This is a genomic window from Actinomadura citrea, assembly GCF_013409045.1.
Lineage (GTDB): Bacteria > Actinomycetota > Actinomycetes > Streptosporangiales > Streptosporangiaceae > Spirillospora > Spirillospora citrea.
In genome coordinates this window covers 6,729,503-6,755,933 of record NZ_JACCBT010000001.1, presented here as the reverse complement: position 1 = coordinate 6,755,933, position 26,431 = coordinate 6,729,503, and the positions used below count along the sequence as shown (strand labels likewise).

The 26,431-nt window shown below is 72.0% G+C and carries 26 protein-coding genes; 16 read left to right on the top strand and 10 right to left on the bottom strand.

Annotated elements, in window-relative coordinates:
* The first annotated feature begins 55 nt into the window (after window positions 1-55).
* Together BJ999_RS31060 and BJ999_RS31055 are read left to right on the top strand one after the other, a co-directional pair.
* Window positions 56-2,134, top strand: a complete 2,079-nt coding sequence (locus BJ999_RS31060) for a SpoIIE family protein phosphatase (protein ID WP_179836555.1) — start codon at window positions 56-58, stop codon at window positions 2,132-2,134.
* Window positions 2,135-2,387: 253 nt separating this feature from the next.
* Complete coding sequence (locus BJ999_RS31055) at window positions 2,388-4,034, top strand: RNA polymerase sigma factor (RefSeq protein WP_179836554.1); 1,647 nt, start codon at window positions 2,388-2,390, stop codon at window positions 4,032-4,034.
* Window positions 4,035-4,131: 97 nt separating this feature from the next.
* Here BJ999_RS31055 and BJ999_RS31050 read toward each other — a convergent pair whose 3' ends face one another.
* Complete coding sequence (locus BJ999_RS31050; protein ID WP_179836553.1) at window positions 4,132-4,875, bottom strand: YaaA family protein; 744 nt, start codon at window positions 4,873-4,875, stop codon at window positions 4,132-4,134.
* A gap of 47 nt (window positions 4,876-4,922) precedes the next feature.
* Between BJ999_RS31050 and BJ999_RS31045 the strand changes: the two genes are divergently transcribed.
* The gene (locus BJ999_RS31045; protein WP_229810152.1) at window positions 4,923-5,630 is read left to right on the top strand and encodes a GNAT family N-acetyltransferase; all 708 of its coding nucleotides are present in this window, start codon (window positions 4,923-4,925) and stop codon (window positions 5,628-5,630) included.
* A 176-nt stretch (window positions 5,631-5,806) separates the two neighbouring features.
* Here the strand turns inward: BJ999_RS31045 and BJ999_RS31040 are convergent, their stop codons facing one another.
* The 3 genes from BJ999_RS31040 to BJ999_RS31030 all read right to left on the bottom strand — a co-directional run bounded on the left by BJ999_RS31040 (window position 5,807) and on the right by BJ999_RS31030 (window position 8,129).
* Window positions 5,807-6,037, bottom strand: a complete 231-nt coding sequence (locus BJ999_RS31040) for a DUF7455 domain-containing protein (RefSeq protein ID WP_179836551.1) — start codon at window positions 6,035-6,037, stop codon at window positions 5,807-5,809.
* 119 nt (window positions 6,038-6,156) lie between these two features.
* A complete protein-coding gene (locus BJ999_RS31035; RefSeq protein WP_229810151.1) occupies window positions 6,157-7,230 on the bottom strand; it encodes an ABC transporter permease in 1,074 nt (357 codons plus the stop codon).
* Entirely contained in the window at window positions 7,227-8,129 is a 903-nt protein-coding gene (locus BJ999_RS31030; protein ID WP_179836550.1) for an ABC transporter ATP-binding protein, read from the bottom strand. Before BJ999_RS31030 ends, BJ999_RS31035 begins: the two co-directional genes overlap by 4 nt.
* 211 nt (window positions 8,130-8,340) lie before the next feature.
* Between BJ999_RS31030 and BJ999_RS31025 the strand changes: the two genes are divergently transcribed.
* The 5 genes from BJ999_RS31025 to BJ999_RS31005 all read left to right on the top strand — a co-directional run bounded on the left by BJ999_RS31025 (window position 8,341) and on the right by BJ999_RS31005 (window position 12,961).
* Window positions 8,341-10,431: a DNA gyrase/topoisomerase IV subunit B gene (locus BJ999_RS31025; RefSeq protein ID WP_179836549.1), complete on the top strand. Its 2,091-nt coding sequence runs from the start codon at window positions 8,341-8,343 to the stop codon at window positions 10,429-10,431.
* Window positions 10,432-10,514: 83 nt separating this feature from the next.
* A complete protein-coding gene (locus BJ999_RS31020) occupies window positions 10,515-10,730 on the top strand; it encodes a hypothetical protein (protein ID WP_179836548.1) in 216 nt (71 codons plus the stop codon).
* Window positions 10,727-11,854 (top strand): sensor histidine kinase, encoded by a 1,128-nt coding sequence (locus BJ999_RS43785; RefSeq protein WP_218935305.1) that lies wholly within the window; start codon window positions 10,727-10,729, stop codon window positions 11,852-11,854. The genes BJ999_RS31020 and BJ999_RS43785 overlap by 4 nt, the downstream gene beginning before the upstream one ends.
* Before the next feature lie 14 nt (window positions 11,855-11,868).
* A complete protein-coding gene (locus BJ999_RS31010) occupies window positions 11,869-12,525 on the top strand; it encodes a response regulator (protein WP_229810150.1) in 657 nt (218 codons plus the stop codon).
* A gap of 73 nt (window positions 12,526-12,598) precedes the next feature.
* Complete coding sequence (locus tag BJ999_RS31005; protein ID WP_179836547.1) at window positions 12,599-12,961, top strand: hypothetical protein; 363 nt, start codon at window positions 12,599-12,601, stop codon at window positions 12,959-12,961.
* Window positions 12,962-12,989: 28 nt separating this feature from the next.
* Here the strand turns inward: BJ999_RS31005 and BJ999_RS31000 are convergent, their stop codons facing one another.
* The gene (locus BJ999_RS31000; RefSeq protein ID WP_179836546.1) at window positions 12,990-13,556 is read right to left on the bottom strand and encodes a thioredoxin family protein; all 567 of its coding nucleotides are present in this window, start codon (window positions 13,554-13,556) and stop codon (window positions 12,990-12,992) included.
* Window positions 13,557-13,608: 52 nt separating this feature from the next.
* On the opposite strand from BJ999_RS31000, the gene BJ999_RS30995 reads away from it, so the two are divergent.
* Both BJ999_RS30995 and BJ999_RS30990 read left to right on the top strand, forming a co-directional pair.
* Window positions 13,609-13,971: a nuclear transport factor 2 family protein gene (locus BJ999_RS30995; protein WP_179836545.1), complete on the top strand. Its 363-nt coding sequence runs from the start codon at window positions 13,609-13,611 to the stop codon at window positions 13,969-13,971.
* A 449-nt stretch (window positions 13,972-14,420) separates the two neighbouring features.
* Window positions 14,421-14,783, top strand: a complete 363-nt coding sequence (locus BJ999_RS30990) for a hypothetical protein (RefSeq protein WP_179836544.1) — start codon at window positions 14,421-14,423, stop codon at window positions 14,781-14,783.
* A gap of 89 nt (window positions 14,784-14,872) precedes the next feature.
* Here the strand turns inward: BJ999_RS30990 and BJ999_RS30985 are convergent, their stop codons facing one another.
* Window positions 14,873-17,362 carry a DNA gyrase/topoisomerase IV subunit A gene (locus tag BJ999_RS30985; protein WP_179836543.1) on the bottom strand — a complete coding sequence of 830 codons (2,490 nt, stop codon included), beginning with the start codon at window positions 17,360-17,362 and terminating at the stop codon, window positions 14,873-14,875.
* Between the two features lie 167 nt (window positions 17,363-17,529).
* Between BJ999_RS30985 and BJ999_RS30980 the strand changes: the two genes are divergently transcribed.
* Window positions 17,530-18,693 (top strand): lactate 2-monooxygenase, encoded by a 1,164-nt coding sequence (locus BJ999_RS30980; RefSeq protein ID WP_179836542.1) that lies wholly within the window; start codon window positions 17,530-17,532, stop codon window positions 18,691-18,693.
* On the opposite strand, the gene BJ999_RS30975 is transcribed toward BJ999_RS30980, so the two are convergent.
* Window positions 18,626-19,972 carry an FUSC family protein gene (locus tag BJ999_RS30975; RefSeq protein ID WP_179836541.1) on the bottom strand — a complete coding sequence of 449 codons (1,347 nt, stop codon included), beginning with the start codon at window positions 19,970-19,972 and terminating at the stop codon, window positions 18,626-18,628. The genes BJ999_RS30980 and BJ999_RS30975 overlap by 68 nt on opposite strands.
* 36 nt (window positions 19,973-20,008) lie before the next feature.
* On the opposite strand from BJ999_RS30975, the gene BJ999_RS30970 reads away from it, so the two are divergent.
* The 5 genes from BJ999_RS30970 (at window position 20,009) to BJ999_RS30950 (ending at window position 24,248) form a co-directional block, all read left to right on the top strand.
* The gene (locus tag BJ999_RS30970) at window positions 20,009-20,431 is read left to right on the top strand and encodes a MarR family winged helix-turn-helix transcriptional regulator (protein ID WP_179836540.1); all 423 of its coding nucleotides are present in this window, start codon (window positions 20,009-20,011) and stop codon (window positions 20,429-20,431) included.
* Between the two features lie 40 nt (window positions 20,432-20,471).
* On the top strand, window positions 20,472-21,743 hold the full coding sequence (locus tag BJ999_RS30965) for an alpha-amylase family protein (RefSeq protein ID WP_179836539.1): 1,272 nt from the start codon (window positions 20,472-20,474) through the stop codon (window positions 21,741-21,743).
* A 91-nt stretch (window positions 21,744-21,834) separates the two neighbouring features.
* A complete protein-coding gene (locus tag BJ999_RS30960; RefSeq protein WP_179836538.1) occupies window positions 21,835-22,479 on the top strand; it encodes an ATP-binding cassette domain-containing protein in 645 nt (214 codons plus the stop codon).
* A gap of 39 nt (window positions 22,480-22,518) precedes the next feature.
* Window positions 22,519-23,646 carry a sensor histidine kinase gene (locus tag BJ999_RS30955; RefSeq protein WP_179836537.1) on the top strand — a complete coding sequence of 376 codons (1,128 nt, stop codon included), beginning with the start codon at window positions 22,519-22,521 and terminating at the stop codon, window positions 23,644-23,646.
* Window positions 23,643-24,248, top strand: coding sequence for a response regulator transcription factor (locus BJ999_RS30950; protein WP_179836536.1), 606 nt, complete (start codon window positions 23,643-23,645; stop codon window positions 24,246-24,248). The genes BJ999_RS30955 and BJ999_RS30950 overlap by 4 nt, the downstream gene beginning before the upstream one ends.
* Before the next feature lie 28 nt (window positions 24,249-24,276).
* Here BJ999_RS30950 and BJ999_RS30945 read toward each other — a convergent pair whose 3' ends face one another.
* From BJ999_RS30945 to BJ999_RS30935, 3 genes are all read right to left on the bottom strand, one after another.
* Entirely contained in the window at window positions 24,277-24,966 is a 690-nt protein-coding gene (locus tag BJ999_RS30945) for a class I SAM-dependent methyltransferase (RefSeq protein ID WP_179836535.1), read from the bottom strand.
* Window positions 24,967-25,004: 38 nt separating this feature from the next.
* Window positions 25,005-25,754, bottom strand: a complete 750-nt coding sequence (locus BJ999_RS30940; RefSeq protein WP_179836534.1) for an SDR family NAD(P)-dependent oxidoreductase — start codon at window positions 25,752-25,754, stop codon at window positions 25,005-25,007.
* Between the two features lie 81 nt (window positions 25,755-25,835).
* Window positions 25,836-26,417: a TetR/AcrR family transcriptional regulator gene (locus BJ999_RS30935; protein ID WP_179836533.1), complete on the bottom strand. Its 582-nt coding sequence runs from the start codon at window positions 26,415-26,417 to the stop codon at window positions 25,836-25,838.
* Window positions 26,418-26,431: the final 14 nt, after the last annotated feature.

The following is a 26,431-nucleotide window of genomic DNA, read 5'->3' as shown; positions in this document are numbered from 1 at the left end:
GAGCACCGAGACGTCCGTTCCGCATCCCCGCGTCTCAGGGGTGGAGGGGCAGCCCATGGATGCGTCCGACGCCGCGCTGTACGCGACCTTGCTGAAGGAAGCCCCCGAGGGGCTGGCGTTCTTCGACCGCGACCTGCGTTGCCGCCGGGCCAACGACGCGCTCGCGGAACTGCTGGACGTGCGCGTCCGCGATCTCCAGCAGCGCCGGCCGTCGGAGGTGCTGCCGGAGACCCTGGCGGCGGCGTTCGAGACGGCGCTCCGCAAGGTGATCGCCGAAGACCGCGCGGTGAGCGATCTCGAACTCGTCTTCCCGGTCCGGGCGCCCGAGGCGTCCGGCGCGCCGCCCGGAGTGGCCACCGCCGTCGAGGAGCGCATCCTGTCGTGCACGTGGCTGCCCGCCAAGGGCGGCGGCGACGAGCGGCCGGGCGTCGTCCTGACCGCCCTGGACGTGACCGAGCGGCGCAGGGCCGAGGAGGTCATCCGCCGCAAGGAGCAGCGCTACCGCTCGCTCGTGGAGGCCAGCGCCCAGGTGGTGTGGGTCGCCGCACCGGCCGGCGGCGTGATCGACGACGCGCCCGAGTGGCGCGCGATCACCGGCCAGACGCCGGACGACTACGCGGTCGGCGGCTGGCTGTCGGTCGTGCACCCCGAGGACCGGCCCCGCATCGACGCGCACTGGCGCGACTGCGTCGGGGAGAACCGGGTCTTCGAGACCAACTACCGCATCCGCACCAAGAGCGGCACCTACCGGCACTTCGACGTCAGGGCCGTGCCCATCTGGCGCGGCGACGCGGTGATCGAGTGGGTCGGCGCCAACACCGACGTCACGGGGCAGCGCGAGGCCGAGGAGATGCGCGGCCGCCTGACCGAGCAGCTCTCGGCGGCGGCGCTGCGCACCGCCCGCCTCCAGCAGGCCACTTCCATGCTCGCCGAGGCCTTGACCGTCTCCCAGGTGGTCCAGGTCATCACCGAGGTCGGACGGTCCGCCATCGGCGCCGACTACTCCGCGGTGGCCCTGCTGGACGACGACAAGCTGCGGCTCAGCATCGTGGCCCCGTCCCAGCCGGGCTCGGAGGGCGAGACGCCCTCGGCGTCCCGCGACGCGATCAAGGTCAGCGACCAGACCGTGATGTCGGTGGCGGTGCGCGAGAGCCGGCCGTTCCTGGCCGAGCACCCCGACAGCCTGCGCCTGCAACTGGGCCACGGCGAGCGGGACCTGTTCGCCCAGCACACGGAGGAGCGCGCCTGGGTGGGCCTGCCGCTGCTCGCGGCCGGTGCCCCGATCGGCGCGCTCCGCTTCTCGTTCACCCGGCCCAGGGAGATCACCGAGGAGGAGCGGGTCTTCCTGGAGGCGCTGGCGGGCCAGTGCGCGCTGGCCGTGGAGCGCGCCCTGCTGTTCGAGCGCGAGCACAAGACCGCCGAGGAGCTCCAGCGGAGCCTGCTGCCGAGCGACCTGCCGCAGCTCCCGGGCATGGCGCTGGCCGCCCGCTACAACCCCGCGACACGCCACGTGCAGGTGGGCGGCGACTGGTACGACGTCTTCCGCCTGGCCGACAACCGGCTCGCCGTGGCCGTCGGCGACGTGATGGGCAAGGGCGTCCTCGCCGCGGCCGGAATGGGCCGCGTCCGCAACGCCCTGCGCGCCCTCGCGCTGAACGACCCGCGTCCCGCCGCCGTCCTGGCCGGGCTCGACCGGCTGTTCAGCGCCACCGAGGACGAGGAGCAGTTCACCACCGTCGTCTACGCGGTCATCGACCCCGAGACCGGGCAGGGGGAGCTCAGCAACGCGGGCCATCCTCCGGCCCTGCTGATCTCGCCCGACAAGCCCGCCCGCGTGAGCACGCGGGAACCTGGAACGCCCCTCGGCTGGCCGAGCCAGCGGCAGCAGACAAGTTTTTCCATCCAGACCGGCAACACTGTGGTCTTCTATTCCGATGGACTTGTGGAGAACCGTAGGCGTGGGGTGGACGCCGGGCTGGAGGAGCTTGTCGCCGTCGCGGCGGACGCCCCACCTGAAGTGGTAGGAGATCCCGAGAGACTCGTCGACTTCCTGGTCGATCGGATGCTTGCCGGGTATGAGCAGGTAGACGATGTGACCGTGCTTGCCCTGCACGTCCCGCCCAAGTCCGAGTGAACCCCGCCGAAGTCGGCGCTGAGACGGTCCGAGACGTTCGAAGGACCGCCCCGCGCCCTCTAAGGTGGAGTGTTACCGGGTAGGACTCCGAGGCGGAATGCGCAGCAGTGCCAGAATGCTTGACCCAGAGAGAGCGGGTACGCTGCGGTCCCGCACCGGGAGGTCCGCTCCGTGTGTGGTCCCACCCAGTGTGAGGCCGAGCCCGTCAGGGCACTTGGGTCAACCAAGCCACACGTTCGTTCGAGAGGTATTTGTGTCGCCTGCTAGCTCGACCTCGAAAGCGTCAGATCTGCACGATCACGTCATCGCGCAACTGATCGAGCGTGGACGGTCCCAGGGTTACCTCGAAGCCGACGACGTACGACGTACGTTCGAGGAGGCCGACATCCCCGTGTCGAAGGCCTCCAGCATTCTGCGGAGCCTCAGCAAGGAGGGTGTGACCGTCATGGTGAGCGCTGCCGACTCCGCGGCGCCCAAGCGTCCGCGCAAGCGCGCGACGCCGCAGGCGCGCAGGCCCAAGACCGCCGCCGCCGCCAAGGAGCAGCCCGACACGGTGACCGCCGTCGTCGGCGACGACGCGCCGGAGGAGGCCGCCGCCGCGCCGCGCCCGGCGGCTCCCAAGCCCGCGCCGCCGAAGAAGGCCGCTCCGGCCAAGGGCGCCAAGGCCAAGAAGGGCGCGCCGGCGAAGAAGGGCGCCGTCCAGCCGGTCAAGGCCGCCCCGTCCGACAAGGCCGACAAGGGCGAGGACCCCGAGGTCGACGACGAGGTCGACGTCGACCTCGACGAGGACCTGACCGACCTTGAGGTCGAGCTCGTGGACGACACGCCCGAGGCCGAGGAGCCCGAGGCCGAGGAGGAGCCCGCCGCCGCGCCCGTCGCGAAGGCCGTCGCTCCGACCGGCAAGGGCGACACCCCCTCCGAGGAGGAGGGGTTCACCCTCGGCGACGACGACGAGGACGCGCCCGCGCAGCAGATCGCGGCCGCCGGCGCCACCGCCGACCCGGTCAAGGACTACCTCAAGCAGATCGGCAAGGTGCCGCTGCTGAACGCCGAGCAGGAGGTCGAGCTCGCCAAGCGGATCGAGGCCGGCCTGTTCGCCGAGGAGCGCCTCGCCGTCGCCGGTCCCTCGATGTCCGAAGAGGACCTCGAGGACTTCGAGTGGATCGCCGAGGACGGCCGCCGCGCCAAGAACCACCTCCTGGAGGCCAACCTCCGCCTGGTGGTCTCGCTGGCCAAGCGCTACACCGGTCGCGGCATGCTGTTCCTGGACCTGATCCAGGAGGGCAACCTCGGTCTGATCCGCGCGGTCGAGAAGTTCGACTACACCAAGGGCTACAAGTTCTCCACGTACGCCACCTGGTGGATCCGGCAGGCCATCACCCGCGCGATGGCCGACCAGGCCCGCACCATCCGCATCCCGGTGCACATGGTCGAGGTCATCAACAAGCTGGCGCGCGTGCAGCGGCAGATGCTCCAGGACCTGGGCCGCGAGCCCACCCCGGAGGAGCTGGCCAAGGAGCTCGACATGACCCCGGAGAAGGTCGTCGAGGTCCAGAAGTACGGCCGCGAGCCCATCTCGCTGCACACGCCCCTCGGTGAGGACGGCGACAGCGAGTTCGGCGACCTCATCGAGGACTCCGAGGCCATCGTCCCGGCCGACGCGGTCAGCTTCACGCTGCTGCAGGAGCAGCTCCACTCCGTCCTGGACACGCTCAGCGAGCGCGAGGCGGGCGTGGTGTCGATGCGGTTCGGCCTCACCGACGGCCAGCCGAAGACGCTGGACGAGATCGGCAAGGTGTACGGGGTGACCCGGGAGCGCATCCGGCAGATCGAGTCCAAGACCATGTCGAAGCTGCGCCACCCGTCGCGTTCCCAGGTCCTGCGCGACTACCTGGACTGACCGGCCGCGCCGCGTACCGACCGACGGCAGGGCCCCGGCGATCTCGCCGGGGCCCTGCCGCGCACCGGGCGCGTGCCGTCGATCCGTGCGCGGGCCGTCAGTCGTGCAGGATGACGTCGAGGTTCGCGCCGTTCAGCTCGACGGTATGGCCGAGGCCGGCGACGGCCTTCACCAGGTCCTCCGGGGTGCGCGGCGCGGCGCCCGCCTTGATCAGGTCGTGGGCGATCCGCCCGCGGGTCGCCTTGGCCATATGGCTGACGACGGTGCGCTTGGCGACGCCGCCCGCGAGTCGCTCCCGGAACACCCTGACGGAGACCGCCGGGCCCGGCGCCTTCCACACCGACGCGTACGGTCCGGACCGCATGTCCACGACCAGGTCGTCGTCCAGCCGGAGGGCCTTGCGCATCGCCGGGCGCCACGACGCCCCCAGGCCGCCCCCAGGGGGCAACGACACCCCCATGGACAGCCGGTAGGGCGGGACGCGGTCGGTGAGCCTCAGCGCGCCCCACAGCCCCGAGAACACGATGATCTGCCGGGCGGCGGCCTCGGCGTCCAGATCGGGCAGGTCGAGGTTGTCGTAGAGGACACCGGTGTACAGCCGCGCCGCCGGCAGGGTCGGCGCCTTGCGCAGCGCCCTGTTGCGGGCGAGGGCCTCGCCCGCCTGCCCGGGGGGAAGACCGAGTACCTCCGCCGCGTCGGCGCCCCGGCACGCCTTCGCCAGGGCCGCGAGGACGCGCCGCCGTGCCGGCGTCAGGCCGGGGAAGCTCAGCGAGGCGAGGTCGAGGGGCGGACCGTCCCCCTCGGTAGCCTTCTTCTCCGACGGCGGCAGCAGGATGTGCACGATTCCCCCGAAAGCGGTGACAGATGGCGCGGTCCCTGGAGAGGCGGTTGGACGAACTGGTCGCCGAAGCGTGGCCCGCGCCCTCCGCACAGGATATTGGCGGCTGGCTGCTGCGCCACGCCGACGGCGTGACCAAGCGGGCCAACTCCGTCCTGCCCCTGTACGACCCAGGGGACGTGGATCGGGCCGTTGAGCGGGCTGAGCGCTTCTACACCGCGCTTGGGCTGCCGACCGTGTTCCTGATGGACGCCCAGGCGCGGCCTGAGGGGCTCGACGGGGTTCTTGAGGGGCGAGGCTACGAGCTGGTCGAACGCACGATCGCGATGACGGCCGAACTGGGCGGTCCCTACGAGCGGGAGCGCGTGGACGTCATGGACGCCCCGTCCCGGGAGTGGCTCGATCTGTGGTGGTCGGTGGACGGTCGCTACGACCGCCGGCTGCCGGTGGCGGAGAAGATCCTGAGGGGTGTGAGCGCCGGCTACGCCTGCGTGGACGGTCTCGCCGTGGGGCGCGGCGTGCCCCAGGGAGACTGGCTGGGCGTCTACGCCATGGCCGTCGCGCCGGACGCGCGAAGGCGGGGGCTGGGTCGGCGCGTCCTGCGGGCCCTTCTCGGTTGGGGGAGCGAGCAGGGATGCAAGCGGGCGTACCTGGTCGTCGTCGAGCGGAACGCTCCCGCCAGGGCGCTGTACGAGTCGGAGGGGTTCGTGCAGGCGGGCGCCTATCACTACCGCGTGAGGAATGCCACCGCGAGGTGAGAAGTGGAGGGCCGAGCGCATCTCGGCACTGTCCCAATATGGTTACGATATGCAATCACTCGCATACTCTCCGCGATTATCGCCGCATCATGCTGCTCGGCACGCGAAAGGAATGAAAGCGAACGGCGGCCACCGTCTCCGGTGACCGCCGTCCTTGGCTCGCTCTATTTGGAGGTCTACCGCTCCTCGTCAGGAGCGGCGGCAGGGGTTTCGGTGAGCCGGTTGGTCTCGTCCTGTATGTCGGCCCCGTTGGAGCGGAGCGCCTCTGCGTACTTGCGTCCGTGGTGGGCGCAGAACAGAAGGTCGCCGCCGCCTACAAGGACCGCACGGACGTAGGCCTGAGCGCCGCAGCGGTCGCATCGGTCGGCGACGGTCAGCGGCTTGGTTGGGGCAAGGGCTCCAGTCACGGCACCTTCCTCATGCTCGGGGTCGGTACTTAGGACAACATCTAACCCGACGTCGGCGTTCCCAACCTGGTTCTTCGTACGCCCACAGCAGAATGGCCCAATAAGTGATCGAGGTCACATTAGGCGGCGTCCCACCGGAACAGGCGTACGGCGATCAAGGCCCCGACGACCGCGACCCCCAGCAGAACGGCGATCTGGGGCAGTGCGGAGGTCGGCCCGAGCCCTCTGCCCATCACATTGAGCATGCCCTCGTTGAGATAGCGCAGGGGGAAGATGTAGGACAGCGCCCTCATCCAGCCCGGCGAGGCGTCCAGCGGGAAGAACGAGCCGCCCAGGAACGCCATCGGCAGCACGATCAGCTGGGTCACCGCCTGGGCGGTCTCCTGGGTCTTGGCCCACGCGCCGATCAGCATCCCGATCGACAGGAAGGCCAGCACGCCCGCGATCACCATCGGGATCGCCATCCACCAGGCGCCGCTGAGCTTCAGGCCGAACATCGGGAGCTGCGCCACGACCACGAAGAGCGCGAACTGGACGAGGGCCACGGCGAGGCTGACCGCCACGCGCGCGGCGAACACGGTGGGAATGGGCGCCGGGGAGAGCTGGAGGCGGCGCAGGATTCCCTTGGTCCGCCACGTGACGAGCGTCTGGGACGCCCCGAAGACGCCCGCCGACGCCAGCGCCCAGCCCAGCAGGCTCGGCGTGAAGAACTGGATGGCCTTGAGCGAGTCGTCCTCCACCTGCCGGTCGGTCAGCCGGTAGGAGGGCGGCTTGCCGGAGGCCGAGAGGTTCGCCGACTGGACGACCGAGTTCATCAGCCCCCGCACCGTCCCGGACTTGACCTGGTCGGCCGCCGAGTAGTGGACGACCAGCTCGCCCCCGCGCTGCTCCACGACCGCGTCCGCGTCGCCCTTCTCCACCGTGCGCAGGGCGGCGGCGCGGTCGGTGGCCTTCTCGACCTTCAGGACCTTGCCGAGCTCTCCCGCTCCCTGCGCCACCGCCTGGTCGAGGACCGGCGCCCTGCCGACCTCCAGGACCTTCACCTTGGACGTGGACTGGTGGCCGAAGATCCCGCCGAAGACGACCAGGAACATCAGGGGGAACAGCACGGTGAAGAACAGCGCGGTGCGGTCGCGCCGGAAGCCCAGGAACATCGCCCTGGACAGGCTCTTGAAACTCTCGAACGTGCTCACGCCCTGTACTCCCGTCCGGTGAGCTCCAGAAAGACGTCCTCAAGGGTGGCGCCGCGGATCTGGACGCCGTCCAGCGCGTCCTTGGCGGCCATGGCGGCGACCACCGCGGAGGGGTCGCGGGTGGAGATGGTCAGCGAGACGCCGTCGTCCTCGGCCTCGTCCGCGCCCGGCAGCAGCCGCGCGTCTCCGACGTCCAGGACGCCGCTGGCCACGCTGATCCTGGCCGGGGCGTCCAGCCCGCGTACCAGCACCGCCGGAGGGCCGAGCCTCAGGATCCTGCCCGCGTCCATGATGGCGACGCGGTCGCACAACATCTCCGCCTCGTCCATGTAGTGCGTGGTCAGGACGATGGTGCGGCCCTCGGTGTTGATCGACCGGAGCACGTCCCACAGGTTGCGGCGGGCCTGCGGGTCCAGCGCGGCGGTGGGCTCGTCCAGGAACACGAGCTCGGGGTCGTGCACGAGCGCGCACGCGATGGACAGGCGCTGCGCCTGGCCGCCGGAGAGCTTCTCGACGCGGGTGTCGGCCTTGTCGTCCAGGCCGACCAGTTCGAGCATCGCGTCGGCCTTCTTCGCCGTGACGCCGTAGAGGGAGCCGAACGTCCGCAACTGCTCGCGCGCGGTCAGCCGCTCGAAGAACGACGACGCCTGCAACTGGACGCCGATCCTGGGGAGGAGCTTGGAGTTGCGCGGCCACGGGGACAGGCCGAGCACGGTGAGGTCGCCCTCGTCCGGCTCCCGCAGCCCCTCGATGATCTCCAGCGTGGTGGTCTTGCCCGCGCCGTTCGGCCCGAGGATGCCGAAGAACTCGCCCTCCTCGACGGCGAACGTCACCCCGTCCACGGCCCGGATGTCCCCATATCGCTTGCGGAGGCCCGTGACCTCGATCGTTTGCGCCATGGGAGGACAGTAGGGATGAATCGGGCCTTCTCACACCCATCCAAAGGTGGAGGTCCGGGTCTAGAAGTCGGAGTACGGGTAGCCTGGCGAACCGTACGGGCCCTCCCGCGCCGGCGTGCGGAACGTCGGCGGCGGCGAGCCTTTCGGTGGATTGTCGGCGGCCGGGGGTACCCTGCTGCCGACCGTCCTACCCCCGAGGAGCACACGCACGTTGACCGCCGCGACCGCCGAAGCGACAACCGAAGACCCGCACGGCTACTCCGCCCGGCACCTCTCGGTGCTGGAGGGGCTGGAGGCCGTGCGCAAGCGACCCGGCATGTACATCGGGTCGACCGACAGCCGTGGCCTCGCGCACTGCCTGTGGGAGATCGTCGACAACTGCGTCGACGAGGCCCTAGCGGGCTACTGCACGCACATCAGCGTGACGATGCACGCCGACGGCTCCTTCGAGGTGGGCGACAACGGTCGCGGCATCCCGGTCGACCTGGAGCCCAAGACGGGCCTGCCCGGCGTCGAGCTGGTCATGACGCGGCTGCACGCGGGCGGGAAGTTCGGCGGCGTGTCCTACACGGCGTCCGGCGGCCTGCACGGCGTCGGCGCCTCCGTGGTCAACGCGCTGTCCGCGCGGCTGGACGTGGAGGTCGACCGCGACGGCCACACCCACGCGATCAGCTTCCGGCGCGGCCTGCCCGGCGAGTTCGCCGACGAGGGCCGCCCGAACGCCCGCTTCAAGAAGCGGTCGGGCCTGCGGCAGGTCCGCAAGGTCGCCAAGAAGACCACCGGTACCCGCGTCCGCTTCTGGCCCGATCTGCAGATCTTCCTGAAGGACGCCACGGTCGAGCAGTCCCTCATCCTCGACAGGATGCGGCAGACCGCGTTCCTCATCCCGGGCCTGACGATCGACGTCCGCGACGAGCGCGGCGAGGAGATCGTCGACGAGACGTTCCGGTTCGACGGCGGCATCGGCGAGTTCTGCTCCTACCTCGCCAAGGACGCCCCGATCGTCGACGTGCTGCGGCTCCAGGGGCGCGGCCACTTCACCGAGACCGTCCCCGTCCTCGACGACCAGGGCCACCTGACGCCCACCGACGTCGAGCGCGACCTCGAGGTCGACATCGCGCTGCGCTGGGGCAACGGCTACGACACGATCACCAAGTCGTTCGTCAACGTGATCGCCACCCCGAAGGGCGGCACGCACGTGCGCGGCTTCGACCGCGCCGTGCTCAAGGTCCTCAACGAGCAGCTCCGCGCGACGAAGCTGCTCAAGAACGGCGACGAGGACGTCATCAAGGAGGACGTCCTGGAGGGCCTCACCGCCGTGGTGACGGTCCGCCTGCCCGAGCCGCAGTTCGAGGGCCAGACCAAGGAGGTCCTCGGCACGTCCGCCGCGACGCGCATCGTCTCCCAGGTCGTGCTGCGCGAGCTGCGCGCGATCTTCGAGAACCCGTCGCGCGGGCAGAAGCAGCCGCTGCGCGCCGTCCTGGAGAAGGTGGTCGGCGCGGCCAAGACGCGCATCTCCGCCCGCACCCAGCGCGACAACCAGCGCCGCAAGAACGCCCTGGAGAACTCCGCCCTCCCGGCCAAGCTCGTCGACTGCCGCTCAGCCGACGACCGCAGCGAGTTGTTCATCGTCGAGGGCGACTCGGCCCTCGGTACCGCCAAGCTGGCCCGCGACTCCGAGTTCCAGGCGCTGCTGCCGATCCGCGGCAAGATCCTGAACGTGCAGAAGGCGTCCGTCGCCGACATGCTGAAGAACGCCGAGTGCGCCGCGATCATCCAGGTGCTCGGCGCCGGGTCGGGGCGGACGTTCGACGTCGACGCCGCCCGCTACGGGCGCGTGGTGATCCTGGCCGACGCCGACGTCGACGGCGCGCACATCCGCACGCTGCTGCTCACCCTCTTCCACCGCTACATGCGGCCGATGCTGGAGGCCGGGCGGATCTACTCCGCCGTCCCGCCGCTGCACCGCATCGAGCTGGTCAAGCCGCGGAAGGGGCAGGAGAAGTACATCTACACCTACTCCGACGCCGAGCTTCGGAAGCGGCTCGTCGAGCTGGAGCGCAAGGGCCAGCGCTGGAAGGAGCCGATCCAGCGCTACAAGGGCCTCGGTGAGATGGACGCCGACCAGCTGGCGGAGACGACGCTCGACCCCCGGCACCGGGTGCTGCGCCGCGTCCGCATCGAGGACGCCGAGGAGGCGGGCAAGGTGTTCGACCTGCTGATGGGCAGCGAGGTCGCCCCGCGCCGCGCGTTCATCACCGCCGGAGCAGCCGAGCTGGACGTGGAGCGCATCGACACCTGATCGGGGGCCTCCACCCGGGGGTGGACGGGAAGTCCAGCCGGGCGCCGATCCGCGCGAGGGCCTCCGCTGCCTACTCTCGAGCCATGAACACGCTGGACGACGTCCTCCCGGCCGCCGCCGTCATCGCCCCGGTCCCGGACCGGCGGTTGCGGGCGAGCCCCGCCGACGCGCGCAGGGCGTACGCCGTCCCGCCGCTCCCCGCGGTGGCGATCGTCCGGGCCCCCGCCGCCGGGCCGCGAGCGAAGAGCCCGGTCGGCGTCGTACCGGTCAACGCCGTGCCGGTCAGGGGCGTACCGTGAGGCTCACCCGGGAGCGGACCATCCGTGTCGCGGTCGTCGGCGTCCCGCTGACCTGGGGCCTCGTCGCCTACGTCCGGGGGACGCTCAGAACCGATCCCGCTCCCGCGCTGCACGGCGTCGGCCTGGCCCTCGTCGTGCTCAACGTGGTCATGTTCGCGTCCCTGGGGAGCGGCATCTGGCTCGGACGGGAGAGCGAGGCGCGTCGCCGGCGCCTGGGCGTCGTCCTCCTGCTGGGGGCCATCGGTTCGGCGATGGCGCTGTACGCGCTCGCCCCCGGCTCCGGCAACGGGTTCTTCTTCTCCATGGCCGGGCTCTGGATGCTGCTGATGTGGCTGCCGGTACCGGGGGGCATCACGGTGAGCGCGCTGACGATCGCCGCGATCGGCGGGCTGGGGGAGGCGTTCGGCTCCGACGGCGCCGACCTCGGTCAGATGGCGGCGGTCGCGGGCATCACCCTCGGCGCTCTCGCGAGCCGCCAGGGCAAGGCGGCGCAGGAGGCGACCCGCCGCGCGGAGGCGGCCAACGCGGTCCTGGCGGAGCGGTCGCACATCGCGCGGGAGATCCACGACATCCTGGCCCATTCGCTGTCGGCGCAGGTCGTCCATCTCGAGGGGGCGCGGCTGCTGCTGGCGCGGGACGGCGACCGCGTCCAGGCCCTGGACCGGGTGGAGCGCGCGCGGAACCTCGCCCGCTCCGGCCTGGAGGAGACCAGGCGGGCCCTGGCCACGCTGCGCGGGGAGATACCGCAGCCCAAAGAGGTCATCCAGGAGCTCGCCGAGGAGTTCTACGCCAGCACCGGACGTCCCTGCGACGTGCTCGTGACCGGCGAGCCGCGCGAACTGCCGCCGCAGGCCGGGCTCGCGGTCGTCCGGACCGCGCAGGAGGCGCTCACCAACGTTCGCAAGCACGCCCCCGGCGCGCGCGCCCGTGTCGCCCTGCGGTACCTCATCGGCAAGGTGGAGCTCGAAGTGACCGATACGGGCGGCACCGAGCTCGGCGCGGAGCTGGGCGGCGGCGGGTACGGCCTCGTGGGGATGCGGGAGCGTGCGGAGTTGATCGATGGCACGCTGGTCACCGGACCGGTCGGCGAGGGGTTCCGCGTGTCCCTCAGCGTGCCGGCCTGAGGGAGGGGCGAGCGGTGAGCGACACGGCGAGGATCCTGGTCGTCGACGACCAGACCGTGGTGCGGGAGGGCCTGGTCCTCCTGCTGGAACTGCTGCCCGGCATCGAGGTCGCGGGCGCGTGCGGTGACGGCGAGCAGGCCGTGGCGATGGTCGCCGAGCTGCGTCCCGACGTCGTCCTGATGGACCTGCGCATGCCGCGGATGGACGGGGTGGAGGCGACCCGCCGCATCAGGGAGGCGCACCCGGACGTCGGGATCGTCGTCCTGACCACCTACGCCGACGACGAGTCGATCTTCGCCGCGCTGCGCGCCGGAGCCCGCGGCTACCTCACCAAGGACGCCGACGCCGACGAGATCGCCCGCGCCGTCACCGCCGTCCGCGGGGGAGCGTCGCAGCTCGACCCGGCCGTCCAGCGCCGCCTGATCGAGGCCGTGGCGGCCGGCGAGGCCCCCCGCCGGGCCGCCGGCGGGCTGCCGGACGGCCTGACCCGGCGCGAGGCGGAGGTGCTCGCCCTCATCGCCCGGGGGCGCTCCAACACCGAGATCGCGGGCGACCTGTTCATCTCCGAGGCGACGGTCAAGACGCACATCAACAACCTGTTCGCCAAGGCGAACCTCCGCGACCGGGCCCAGGCCGTCACCTACGCCTTCAGGCACAGCCTCGGCGGATGATCTTCGGTCAGGGTCCGGCAAGGACACGGTCAAAGCCTCCTCGCGCGCGCCCGCGCGGCCTGAGCATGGGACCGTGCTCAGAACCTGCATGATCGCGGACTACCTGCGCCCCTACGCGCAGTGGCGGATCAACCGCCCCGACCCCTGCGACGACGGCCGCAACGCCCGTGCCGCGATCGGCCTCATCGACGCGGCCGCCTACGTGAACGAGCTGGACGACAGCGAGCGCGTCATCGTGCGCATGGCCATCGCCGGCTGTTTCACCCTGGGCCGCTTCAACCCGGGCGCGGAGGGGGAGAAGGTCATCCGGTTCTGGCACTACGACGACGCCTCCGGCGGCCCGGCCGACCTCCTGGAGACCCTCGCGGACTGCGCCGAACGCGGCCTGCGGACCACGGTGCCCCGTCCCCGCGAAGGCCAGACCACCATGGCGTGACCCGCCTCCGCCGATTCCGGCGGCGTGATCACCCGGGCTCGTTGCCGGGCTTCCACTTGATGCCGCAGCCGAGGCTCGGCGCGTGCGGCTCGGGGACGTCCTTGCCGGCCAGGACCAGGTCCAGCGCGGCCCGTAGGGCGGCTCCGTCCGCCTTGACGTCGTTGCTCGGCCTGGCCCCGTCGAACTCGCCCCGGTAGGCGAGCGTGCGCTCCCGGCCGTAGACGAAGAAGTCGGGCGTGCAGGCGGCCTTGAACGCCTTGGCCGTCTCCTGTGACTCGTCCACCAGGTAGGGGAAGGCGAACCCCGCCCTCTCCGCCTGCTCCCGGAGGTGCTCGGCGCCGTCGTCGGGATAGTTCGAGACGTCGTTGCTGCACACGGCGACGGTGGCCAGCCCCTTGCCCGCGTACTCGGTGGTGAGAGCGCCTATCCCGTCCTCGATTCGCCGCACGTAGGGGCAGTGGTTGGACAGGAACACCACCAGGAGGGCCGCCGCGTCCGGGAAGTCGCCGTCCGATACGGACCCGCCTCCGACGGCGGGCAGCCGGAACGCGGGAACGGGGGAGCCGAGCGGAACCATGAACGATGCGATAGCCATGCCCCCATCATGACCCATTAGTAACCAAGCGATCGCTTGCTAGGCTTCGGGCATGCCCTCCCAGGACCACATGAAGCAGGCGCTCCAGACCTACGTCGACGCCCTCAATGCCGCCGACGCGGTGACCGTGACCGGCCTCTACGCCGACGACGCCGTCATCGAGGACCCGGTCGGCCACCCTCCGATCAGCGGCCGCGCCGCCATCGAGGAGTTCTACGCCAACGCCATCGCCGGCGGCGCCAAGCTCACCCTCGACGCGCCCATCCGCGGATCCCACGGCGACCGCGCCGCCATGGCCTTCACCGTCGACGTCCCCGGCCTGCGCGTCCACGCCATCGACGTCATGACCTTCAACGCGGAAGGCAAGATCGTCCGCATGGAGGCGCACTGGGGCCCGGACGACGTCGAGACCTGAGATCCGGAACGGCCTCCCCGTGCCTCGCCGGTGAGGGGCGACCTCGTCGCCCATGGCACCGCCGACGCGGCGCGTCCACCGTCGCCGGCGCCGTCCGCCGATCCCGAAGGCCCAGGGTCGCGCCGTCCGTTGCCGTGACCCCGAGAATCGACGGCCTTCGGAGCGGGGGTTTGAGTGGCCGGATCCGGACGCGCACTTTCTGTAACTAATCAACTACCGCAGGTGAGAGCACTGGGAAGAGGGCGGACCCTCTGTCCGACGCGGTATGTGCACACTCCGTAATCAAGTGAGTCGTTCGGGCATCTGGCAGCCAAGCGTGACGTAGTGAACACTCCTTGTGTTCGGACCTCACCGGCTTACCCGCCGTCACTCGCGACTCCGGCACCTCCTGCGTCTCACGGGGCGTGCGCGGGCTCCGGCGGTGGGGAGCCATCGTCGAAGGAGAGCACATGCCGTCGATCAAGACCACCGCCCTGGCCCTGGCCGCGACCGCCATGGTGACCGGCCTGGCCACCGTCGGAGTCGCCAGCGCACAGGCCCCCTCCAAGCCGGCCGCGCCTCGGGCCGCCGCCCTTCCGCCGGGCTATCAGATCGTCGCCCTGCCGAACGCCAACGTCCCCAACTTCCAGCGGCGGGTCGTCGTCTGCCCCGGCACCAAGCACGTGCTCGGCGGCGGCGGGGAGGCGCGGGGCAACGGCGCCATCCTGGTGGGCTCCTTCCCCACCGACGACGGGCGCGGATGGATCGCGCTCGGCCGCCAGATCGGCTACAACGACGTCGGCATCAGCGTCTACGCGATCTGCGCCGACTGACGCAGGCCCCCTTCCCCGATCCCGGTGGCCTCCGCGGCGCCGGGCGGTGAAAGGCCGAGGCCCCGGGCATTCGCCCGGGGCCTCTCGCGTCATTCCTCTTCGGACGGGCCTTCTTCGGGGGCCGGGCCGATGGGGCCGCTGATGGCGGTCAGGGGCGTGTCCAGCCCCTCGCCGGAGCCGTCCCGGCGGCCCATGGTGACGTTGAGCGTCGCCGGTTTGCCGTTGGCGCCCGCCGCCCGCAGGGGCGTCAGGGCCGCCCATGCCTGGAGCAGCACGTCCTCGCCCTTGAGGAAGCGGTGGGCGCGGACGCCGCCGGTGGCGCGGCCCTTGGGCGGGAAGTCGGCGAAGTCGGCGAGTTTGATCGCGCCGGTCTGGGTGCCGGGCAGCGCCGAGGACGAGCCGGAGACCGTGATGACGCGGGCCTCGCGGGACGGGTCCAGGGCGCCGAACCACAGGACGCTCGCGCCGGAGCCGAGCTTGATTCCCGCCATGCCTCCGGCGGCCCGGCCCTGGGGACGGACGAGGGACGCGGGGAAGTGCAGCAGCTGGGCGTCGGTGCTGATGAAGACGAGGTGCTGCTCTTCGGACATGAGATGGACGGCGCCGACCACGCGGTCGCCGTCCTTGAGGCCGATGACCTCGAACTCGTCGCGGTTGGCGGGGAAGTCGGGGACCACCCGTTTGACCACGCCCTGGGCGGTGCCCAGCGCCAGGCCGCCGCCCTCCTCGCCGACGGCGGCGATGCCCACGACCGTCTCGTCCGGCTCCAGGTCGACGTACTCGGTGACCGGCGCACCGCCCGCCAGGGACGGGGGCGTCGCGGACGGCGGCAGCGTCGGCAGGTCCAGGACGTCGATGCGGATCATCCGGCCCAGGGACGTCACCGCGCCGACCTGGCCGCGGGCCGTGGCGGGCACGACCGAGGTCAGCACGTCGTGCGCGGCGCGGGGGCCGCTGTCGGGCAGGGGCGAGGCGTCGTGCGTGCGGGCCATGAGGCCGGTGGTGGACAGCAGCACCGTGCACGGGTCGTCGGCCACCTCCAGCGGCACGGCCTCCGCCGCGGTGTGGCCCGAGGACTCCAGCAGGATGGTGCGGCGCGGGGTGGCGAACTCCTTGACGACCTCGCCCATCTCCCGGGAGACGACGCCGCGCAGCTTCCTCTCCGAGTCGAGGATCGCGGTCAGCTTGGCGATCTCCTTGGCGAGCTGCTCCTTCTCCTTCTCCAGCTCCAGGCGGTCGAAGCGGGTGAGACGGCGCAGCGGGGTGTCGAGGATGTACTGCGCCTGGATCTCCGACAGCTCGAAGATCTGCATGAGGCGCTGCTTGGCCTGGGCGGCGTCGTCGCTCTGCCGGATGACCTGGATGACCTCGTCGATGTTCAGCAGGGCGACGAGCAGGCCCTCCACCAGGTGGAGGCGGTCCTCGCGCTTGCGGCGCCGGAAGAGGGAGCGCCGGCGGACGACGTCGATGCGGTGGTCGATGTAGACCTGGAGCAGGTCGCGCAGGCCGAGGGTGCGGGGCTGGCCGTCGACCAGGGCGACGTTGTTGATGCCGAACGTCTCCTCCATCGGCGTCAGCCGGTAGAGGTCGGCGAGGACGGCCTCGGGGTTGAAGCCGTTCTTGATCTCGATGACCAGGCGGAGGCCGACGGTGCGGTCGGTGAGGTCCTTCAGGTCGGCGATGCCCTGGATCTTCTTGGCGTTGACCAGTTCCTTGATCTTGGCCTTCACGCGCTCGGGGCCGACGGCGTAGGGCAGCTCGCTGACGATGATGCCCTTGCGGCGGGGCGTGACGTTCTCGACGGAGACCGTGGCGCGGGTGCGGAACGTCCCCCGGCCGCGCTCGTAGGCGTCGCGGATGCCGTCCAGCCCCACGATCTTTCCGCCGGTGGGCAGGTCGGGGCCGGGCACGAAGCGCATCAGCTCCTCGAGCGTGGCGTCCGGGTGGTCGATCAGGTGCCGGGCCGCGGCGACGACCTCGCCGAGGTTGTGCGGCGCCATGTTCGTGGCCATCCCGACCGCGATACCGGACGCGCCGTTGACCAGCAGGTTCGGGAACGCGGCGGGCAGCACCTCCGGCTCGTGCTCCTGCCCGTCGTAGTTGGGCCGGAAGTCGACGGTGTCCTCGTCGATGGAGGTGACCATCAGCATCGCCTCGCGGGACAACCGCGCCTCGGTGTACCGCATGGCGGCGGGCATGTCGTCGCCGCCGAGCGACCCGAAGTTGCCGTGCCCGTCCACGAGCGGCATCCGCATCGCCCAGGGCTGGGCCATCCGCACCATCGCGTCGTAGATGGCGCTGTCACCGTGCGGGTGCAGCTTGCCCATGACCTCGCCGACCACGCGGGCGCACTTGACGTGCCCGCGGTCGGGGCGCAGCCCCATCTCGTTCATCGAGTACAGGATCCGGCGCTGGACGGGCTTCATGCCGTCGCGCGCGTCGGGGAGCGCCCGCTGGTAGATGACCGAGTAGGCGTATTCGAGGAAGCTGCCGCGCATCTCGTCGGAGACGTCGACATCGACGATGTTCTCCTCGAAGTCCGGCGGAGGTGGAGGGGCTTGGGATCCGCGTCGTGCCATGCCCCACATTGTGGCCGGTCCCGGGGACATCTTTCGCCCGCCCCACCGGGTGATCCGGCCGAGTCGGCGGATCGATTCCGTTTCGTCACCTCCGCGGACCTGGCAGATTGGGCGGGGACCGTTTCGGTTTCCCCGGGTGGAAGTTCGTCGAGCAGGTGGAGGTTTCGTTGAGCGGGCTGGCCGACTTCCAGAACTCGATCTATCTGCAGGGGCTCGGGGACGTCCTGCCGGCGCTGCCGACGGACCTGACGAGGCTGGAGGGCCTCGCCGAGCGGTCGCTGTCGGCACAGGCGTTCGGCTACGTGGCCGGGTCGGCGGGCAGCGAGGCGACCGCGCGGGCCAACCGTGCCGCGTTCGACCGGTGGCGGATCGTCCCGCGCATGCTGCGGGACGTCGCCGAGCGCGACCTGGCGGTGACCGTGCTGGGCACCCCGATGCCCTCGCCGGTCCTGCTCGGCCCCATCGGCGTGCAGTCCATCTTCCATCCGGACGGCGAGCTGGCCGTCGCGCGGGCGGCCGCGGCGGAGGGGCTGGCGATGGTGCTGAGCACCGCGTCCTCGTTCGCCATCGAGGAGGTCGCGGAGGCGAACGGGGACGGGCCGCGCTGGTACCAGCTGTACTGGCCGAAGGACCGGGAGCTGGCCGTCAGCTTCCTGGAGCGGGCGAAGTCGGCCGGGTACACCGCCCTCGTCGTCACCCTCGACACGTTCACGCTGGCGTGGCGTCCGCGCGACCTGGACCAGGCCTACCTGCCGTTCCTGCGCGGGATCGGGGTCGCGAACTACTTCAGCGACCCGGTGTTCCAGAGGGCCGTCGGCGGGCCCGTGACGGAGGCCAACCGCGACGTGGCGCTGCTGCACTGGGTCGCCAACTTCGGCAACCCGAGCCTGACCTGGGACGACCTGATCTTCCTGCGCGAGCACTGGGACGGGCCCATCGCGCTCAAGGGCATCCAGCACCCCGACGACGCCCGCCAGGCCGTGGACGCCGGGATGGACGCCGTCATCGTCTCCAACCACGGCGGTCGCCAGGTGGACGGCGCGGTCGCCTCGCTGGACGCGCTCCCCGGGGTGGTCGAGGCCGTCCGCGACCAGGCGACGGTCCTCTTCGACAGCGGGATCCGGACCGGGGCGGACATCGTCAAGGCGCTCGCCCTCGGCGCCAAGGCGGTCCTGGTCGCGCGCCCGTACGCGTACGGGCTGGCACTGGGCGGCCAGGCCGGCGTCCAGCACGTCCTGCGCTGCCTTCAGGCCGAGCTGGAGCTCACCCTGGCGCTTTCCGGCTCCAAGCGTCCGGACGAGCTGACCCCGGAGATCCTGGTACGCGCGTAGCCGGCGCGTAGAGCTCGCGGATACCGGCCACCGCTGTGTCGATCTTCTCTTGGGCGGTGCCGTCGGCGGGCGGGGCGCGGAGGTGGCCGAGGATGTCGCGCAGGTGGTCGACCACGTCGGCATGGTGCGGGCGCTGCCGGGTGATGGCCCGGTGCGTCCTCAGCGGGGGGTAGAGCTTGTCCAGGTCCGCGACGGAACGCTCGAACCCGGCCATCGCCCCGGGCTCGCCTTGGAGGGCCCGGGGAAGGACGGCGAGCGCCGCGGCCGAGCGGCGCCGCAGGACGTCCCCGGTCCGGAACGGCAGCACGAACCAGGCGGACGCGACGCCGATGACCGCTCCGGCGAGGATGGCCTCCATCCGCGTCCAGAGCAGGGGCATCGCGGACTGCCCGAGATATCCGTACAGCAGGGCCAGGGCCGCCGTGATCCCACCAGCCCAGTACGCGTAGCTCTTGGGACGCAGCCAGACGGCGACACCCAGCACGACGAAGACGAGCGCGACGGACCACCGGTTCCCCGGACCGGACATCCCCGCCAAGAGGGTGGCCAGAAGGGTGCCACCGGCCGCGCCGAGCGTGCGCAGGAAGCCCTTGTGCAACGCGTCTCCTTGCCCAAGGGCGCCGTTGCACACGATGAACGCGGTGAGGACGACCCAGGACCAGTGGCCGGGGAAGAGCAGATGGCCTGCGGTGAACGCGGCGGCCAGGGCGACCGCCATCTGGGCGGCCATCCGCCCACTGACCGGGCTCCGTCTTTCCGGTCCCTCCGTGCCGGCAGGGCCGGTCGCGGTCACGTGGTCGGCGAGCAACTGGAACGCCGTGACCCAGAACCACGCGATCAGTGCCATGACCGGTGCCCACACGAGGTGTCCCGGTGCATGCGCGTGCGGGACGACGAGAAGGGCCACCGCCGGAAGCGTCATGAGCGTGCCCACGCGCGCGAAACGGCGCCCGAACCTGCGGATCCAGATGGCGGACGTGACGAGGAGCATGAAAGCGGCGTCGCCCGCCACGCGGTGGTCGGACATGAGCGCCCCCAGCGCGGCCATGGCAAGGGCGACGAGGGGCATGACGACGCAGGCGGCGAGCCGGTCGGCCGGCGGTATGCCCCGCTGGGCTCCGGCGAGCGTGACGGTCAGGACGACCGCCTGCACGACGGCGTCGACGCCCGGGTGGGCGAGTTGTTCCAGCACAAGCGCCGAACCGAAGGCGGCGAGGACGGCCGCCATGGTGACGGCGGCCGGCGGCGCCGAACGGACCCGCGCTCTGTCGAGAGCCATGACCGCCTCCTAATTAGTAAGTGATAGCGTAGCATTATGGAGCGAGTGTCAACGGAGGCCGTGACGGAGATCCGGCACGGGGTCATGCGCATGTCGCGCCGGATGCGCACGGCCAGGTCGCCCGAGGCGCTGAGCTTGAACAAGCTCACCGTGCTCGGCCACCTGTACCGGAACGGTCCCGGCACGGCGGGCGAGGTCGCCGGGGCGGAAGGGCAGCGCCCGCAGTCCCTGACGCGTGTCTTCGCCGAACTGGAGGCCGAGGGGCTGATCTCCCGGGCCCGCGCCGACCGGGACAGGCGCCAGGTCGTGCTGGCCCTCACCGAGCGGGGTGCCGAGGCGCTGCGGCGCGACGTCGCCGAGCGCGAAGCCTGGCTGGCGGGAGCCCTCGCCGGGCTGTCGGAGGCTGAACTCGACCTCCTGCGGGTGGCCGCCCGGCTCATGGAACGCCTGGCCGAATAGTTCGCGGTTACGTAATGATTTTCCGGGTAGGGAGGGGCGCATGCGCTGGCCCGATCACGCCATCTGGTGGCATGTCTATCCCCTCGGCTTCGTCGGTGCCGAACGTGAGGCCGCCGCCGCCCCTGAACCGCGGCTCGGCCGGATCACCGGCTGGCTCGACCATCTCGTCGGCCTCGGCTGCAACGGACTCGCGCTCGGCCCGGTGTTCGCGTCCGAGACACATGGCTACGACACCGTCGACCACTACCGGGTCGATCCCCGGCTCGGCGGAGAGGACGACCTGCGGCGGCTGATCGACGAGGCGTCCGGCAGGGGTGTCCGCGTGCTGCTCGACGGCGTCTTCAACCACGTCGGGCGCGGGTTCGTCCCGTTCGCCGATGTCGCCGCCAAGGGCGACGCCTCCGCGTACCGCAAGTGGTTCCATGCCGACCTGCGCACGTTCGAGGGCCACGACAGGCTCGTCACCCTGAACCACGCCGAACCCGAGGTCGCCGACTACGTCACCGACGTCATGACCCACTGGCTGGAGCGCGGCATAGACGGATGGCGCCTCGACGCCGCCTACGCCGTCCCACCGGACTTCTGGCGGACGGTCACCGACCGCGTCCGCGCGCGCTTTCCCGATGCCTGGCTCGTCGGCGAGGTCATCCATGGCGACTACGCGGGCGTTGTGAAGCAGGCGGGATTCGACTCCGTCACCCAGTACGAGCTGTGGAAGGCCATCTGGAGCTCGCTGAACGACCGGAACTTCTTCGAACTCGCCCACGCACTGGACCGCCACAACGGGATGCTGGCCACGTTCGCCCCGCAGACCTTCATCGGCAATCACGACGTGACCCGCATCGCCACCCGGCTGACCGAACGGCGCGATCTGGCCCACGCACTCGTGATCCTGATGACCGTCGGCGGCGTCCCGTCGATCTACGCGGGGGACGAGTTCGCCTTCGAGGGCGTCAAGGAGGACCGCGAAGGCGGAGACGACGCCATACGGCCGCCGTTCCCCGCCCGCCCCGGCGAGGTCCCCGGTCACGGCGGCGTCCACCACCGCCTTCACCAGGACCTGATCGGAGTGAGACGGCGCCATCCGTGGCTGGTCCGGGCCCGGTCCACGGCTGCCACCTTGACCAACACGGCCTTCTCCTACACCGTGGAGAGCGGTCCCGAGCGGCTGGGAGTCGTCCTGAACGCGGGCGAGGAGCCCGCGAAGGTGAGCCTGCCCGACGCCGGCTGGACGTGCGTGGCGGGGGACGCGGCCTTCTCCAGGGACGGCGCCGTCGTCCCGCCCTCCGGATGGGCGATCGCCGAACCATGACATTCGTCATGGGCCACCCCTGAGAACTTCATGATCGTTTCCTGACGTCCGTGACTGCACGCCCGCGCGCCCGCCGGACAGCATGGAGGCCATGAAGGCACCTGTGATCGAGGTACGCGACCTGGACCTGAACGAGGCCGTGCGCACCGTCTCGTTCACCGTGGCGCAGGGCGAGGTGTACGCGCTGCTGGGCCGCTACGGCTCCGGCAAGACGGCCCTCCTGGAGATCCTCGCGGGACTGCGGCGGCCCACCGGCGGAACCGTCCGGCTTCGCGGCGCCGACCCCTACACCGACCGGGACGCCGCGCGCGCCGGCGCCGTCTGGCGCGACGGCGGCCTGTTCCCGGGACTGACCGTCGCCGAGGTGGTCGACACCTGGCGGCGCTGGACCCTCGACCCGCTCACCCGCGACGAGGCGCTGCGCCTGGTCGGCCTCGCCCGGCTCGCCGACGTGCCGTTCGAGCGGCTGACCGCGGGGCGGCGGCGCCTGCTCGACCTGGCGCTGGCCCTGGTCGGACGGTCGGACGTGCTCGTCCTCGACGAGCCCACCGCCGGGCTCGGCGGCGCCGCCGCGCGCGAGGTGTGGTCGGTCCTGGCGAGACTGGCCGCGGACGGGGTCGCCGTGGTGGTCACGACCCGCGACCCGGACGAGGCGTGCCGCGCCGACCGGGTCGGGATCCTGGACGAGGGCCGCCTGGTCACCGGACGGGACGCCGCCCGCCTCCGCGCCGCCTGAGCCCCCGCGCCCCCCTTGACGGCCGCATACGCTGGGCGCGTGCAGCCCAGGATCCCCCGGCCCACCGTCATCGCCGCGATCATCGTGGGGATGACGGCGCTGACGCTGGCCGGGTTCCTGCTGCCGGCGCTCTGGTACGAGATCGTCGACCGGCGGGACGCCGGCCGCCTGATCCTGGCCCTCCTCGGGGCCGGCGCCGCCTTCGCCCTCTACGCCCGCCTCCTCTGGCAGAACCTGATGCGCCGCACCGCCCCCGCGCACAGGCTCGGGCTCGCCGCGATCGCGGCGATCTGCTGGGCGCTGCCGCCGCTGCTCGACACCGGTCAGGGCTGGGGCAACGCACTCCTGGTCCCCGCCGGGCTGATCGCCGTCGTGCTCCCGGTGCGCGAGGCGATCGCCGTGACCGCGGCGGCGACCGTCCTGACCCCCGTCTACGGCGTGCTCCTCGGGCTCCCCGCGCTGACCGTCCTGTACGAGGTGACGGGCGTGCCGCTCGGCGCCTTCTCCGGATACGTCACGGTCTGGCTGTTCCACGTCGTCCAGGAGCTCCGGGAGGCGCGCGCGGAGCTGGCCCGGTCCGCGGTGGGGGAGGAGCGCCTCCGGTTCGCCCGCGACCTGCACGACGTGCTCGGCCACAGCCTCCAGGCCGTCGCGCTGCGCGCCGAGGTGGCCGAACGGTTCGTCGAACGCGACGACGGCCGCGTCCGCAAGGAGCTGACCGAGATCCAGACGATGGCGCGGGACGCGGTGCGGGACGTGCGCGAGGTCGTCCGCGGCTATCGCGCCACGTCCCTGCGCACCGAGCTGGACGGCATGTCCGCCGTCCTGCGCGCCGCCGGGATCCGCTGCGAGCGCCCCGAGGTGTCGCCGGAGCTGCCCGCCCACGTTCACGAGCCGCTCGGCTGGGTCGCCCGCGAGGCCGCCACCAACGTGCTGCGGCACTCCAGCGCCAGCTGGTGCGAGATCACCCTCCGGGCCGGCCGCGACCGCGTCCAGCTGGAGGTCGTCAACGACGGCGCCGCGCGCCGCGGCGCCGGGGACGCCGGCAGCGGCCTGGCCGGGCTCGCCGAACGGATCACGGCCGCCGGCGGCCGCTTCCGGGCGGGCCCCGCGGGCGACGGGACGTTCCGGGTGACGGCCTCGGTCCCCGCGAAGGGAGACGCATGATCCGCGTGCTGCTCGCCGACGACCACCTCCTGATCAGGGAGGCGCTCGTCCTGCTGCTGGAGGCCGAGGACGGCATCGAGGTCGCCGCCGACGTCGGGCGCGGCGACGAGGCCGTCGAGCGCGCCCTCGCCCTCAGGCCCGACGTCGCCGTCCTCGACATCGACATGCCCGGACTGGACGGTCTCGCCGCGGCCGAGCGGCTGTCCCGCGAGCTGCCCGCCTGCCGCCTGGTGATCGTGACCGCGCACGGCCGCCCCGGCAACCTGCGGCGCGCCATGGCCGCCGGCGTCCGCGGCTTCCTCGGCAAGGACGCCCCCGGCCGCCGGCTCGCCGAGGTCATCCGGCAGGTCGCCGGGGGCGCCCGCTACATCGACCCCCAGCTCGCCGCCGACGCGCTCGCCGCCGAGGAGTGCCCCCTCACCCCGCGCGAGCTCGACACCCTGCGCGCCGCCGCCGACGGCGCCCCCGTCTCCCGCATCGCGCGCACGCTGGGCCTCTCCGAGGGCACCGTCCGCAACTACCTCTCCGCCGCCGTCACCAAACTGGGCGCCGACAACCGCCACACCGCCGCCCGCACCGCGAAGGAACGTGGATGGCTGTAGTGCCCGTGGCGGGCGGGCCGCCGACCCCTCACCGGCGGGCTAGGACCAGGGAGCCTCGTTTCGTCACCGGGAGGGGTGTGCGGAGGCGGGTGGCGGCCTCGGTGGCCTGGGGACGGGGGACCCGCCGGGCGATCAGGTAGTCGCGGACGGCGGCCTGGTCGGGGAGGGTGATCAGGGGGGCGTCCCAGCGCTCCACCTCGACCTCGCCGAAGACCTCGCCGACGCGGGCCGGGGCCTCCTCGGCGTCGAACGTGGTCGGCTCGGGGCGCCACACCGGCGACAGTTCGGGGCTGTCGGTCCGGCAGATCGCGCTGACCAGGAGGAGGCCGCCCGGGGCGAGGATGCGCCGGGCCTCGCGCAGCGCCCGTCCGGGGTCGTCCAACTGGGGGAGCAGGTTCAGGCCCACGGCGGCGTCGAAGGTCCCGTCCCGGAACGGCAGGCGCAGCGCGTCGGCCCGCAGGCGCGGCGCCGGGTGGGCGGACACCAGGTCGGCGGAGACGTCCAGCCCCACGAGCCGGAACGGCGGCGGGTGGGGGAGGGCGTCGCTGAGGGCGCCCTCCCCGCAGCCGATGTCCAGGACGCGCGACGCGCCCGAGCCCAGCAGCTTGAAGGCGATGTGGTCGTGCAGGCTCCGAGCCCCGATCAGGTACTTCCTGGTGACCCTGGCGGCGAGGCGGAAGCGTTCCGGGCCGGAGTCGTGATCGGGTGTGATGGCCATGCAGGGAGTCTGCCCGGTGTACCGCCCGGAAAGCGTCGTCAGGCGGTGACGCCTCCGTCGACGACCAGGTCGTGGCCGACAACATGGGACGACGCGTCCGAGGCCAGCCACAGGATGGTCTCGGCCACCTCGGCGGTGTCGGCCACACGGCCCGACGGCGCGGCGGCGCGCATCCGCTCGGCGCGCTCGGCGGGCGTCTCGCCGGGGCGCAGCGACATCGGCGTGTCGGTGGCGCCCGGGCTGACGGCGTTGACGCGGACGCCGTCGGCGACGTGGTCGAGGGCGGCGGTGCGGGTGAGGACGCTGACCGCCGCCTTGGACGCCGCGTACGCCGCGAGGCCGGGGTGGCGCCCGTGCGCGCCGATGTTGGACGCGACGTTGACGATCGCGCCGCCGCCGTGGGCGCGCATGTGGGCGATCTCGTGCTTCATCGACAGGAAAACGCCGGTCAGGTTCACCGCCAGGACGTCGTTCCAGGCGGTGGCGTCGACGTCGGCGACGGGTCCGGTGGCGCCGAAGATCCCGGCGTTGTTGACGGCGACGTGGAGGCCGCCGTGGCGGCCCGCGACCGCCTCGACCATCCCGGCGGCCGACGCGGGGTCGGCCACGTCCGCGACGACATGGTCGGCCCGGCCGGGGCCGATCTCCTTCACCGCCTCGGCCAGCGCCGCCGCGTCGCGTCCGGCCAGGACGACGGTCGCGCCCTCGCGGGCGAAGGCGTGCGCGGTGGCGCGGCCGATGCCGCCCGCGCCGCCGGTGATGAGGACGATCTTGCCGTCGAAGGGCATGGCGTGTCTCCCAAAATATTAGATCGATCGGTCTTGAATAGGGGGCGAAAGAAGCCCCGCCGGGCGGCGGGGCGGGTCCGGTCAGGTGAAGAGGGCGGCGGCCTGGCGGGTCGCGTCGCGGAGGCGGTGGTCGTCGGCGGGGGCGCGGCCGAGGACGCGCATGCCCTGGAAGAGGACGAGCAGGAGACGGGCCAGCGCGCGGGGGTCCTTGTCCGGGGACAGTTCGCCTTGGGCCCGGGCCCGGGTCAGCGCCGTGGTGAGCGAGGCCTCCAGGAAGTTCCAGCTCGCCTCGACCAGGCGCGCGGCCTCGGCGTCGCGCGCGGCCAGTTCGACCGCGGTGTTCACCACGAGGCAGCCGAGGCGGGGCCGGCCGTGCGCCGACTCCTCGGCGTAGCCCTCGATCAGCGCGAGGACCGCCGGCAGCACGGGCCCGGGCTGCGACAGCGCCTCGGCGATCTTCGGGTCGGTGTCGCGGAGGTAGCGTTCGAGGGCCTTCAGGTACAGCTCGCGCTTGCCGCCGAACGTGGCGTAGACGCTGGCCCGGGCGATGCCGAGGTGCGCCACGAGATCGGCCATGGAGGTCGCCTCGTAGCCGCGCTCCCAGAACAGCTCCAGCGCGCGCAGCAGCGCGGCGTCCGGATCGAACTCTTTCGTCCGTGCCATGCCGACGACGATAG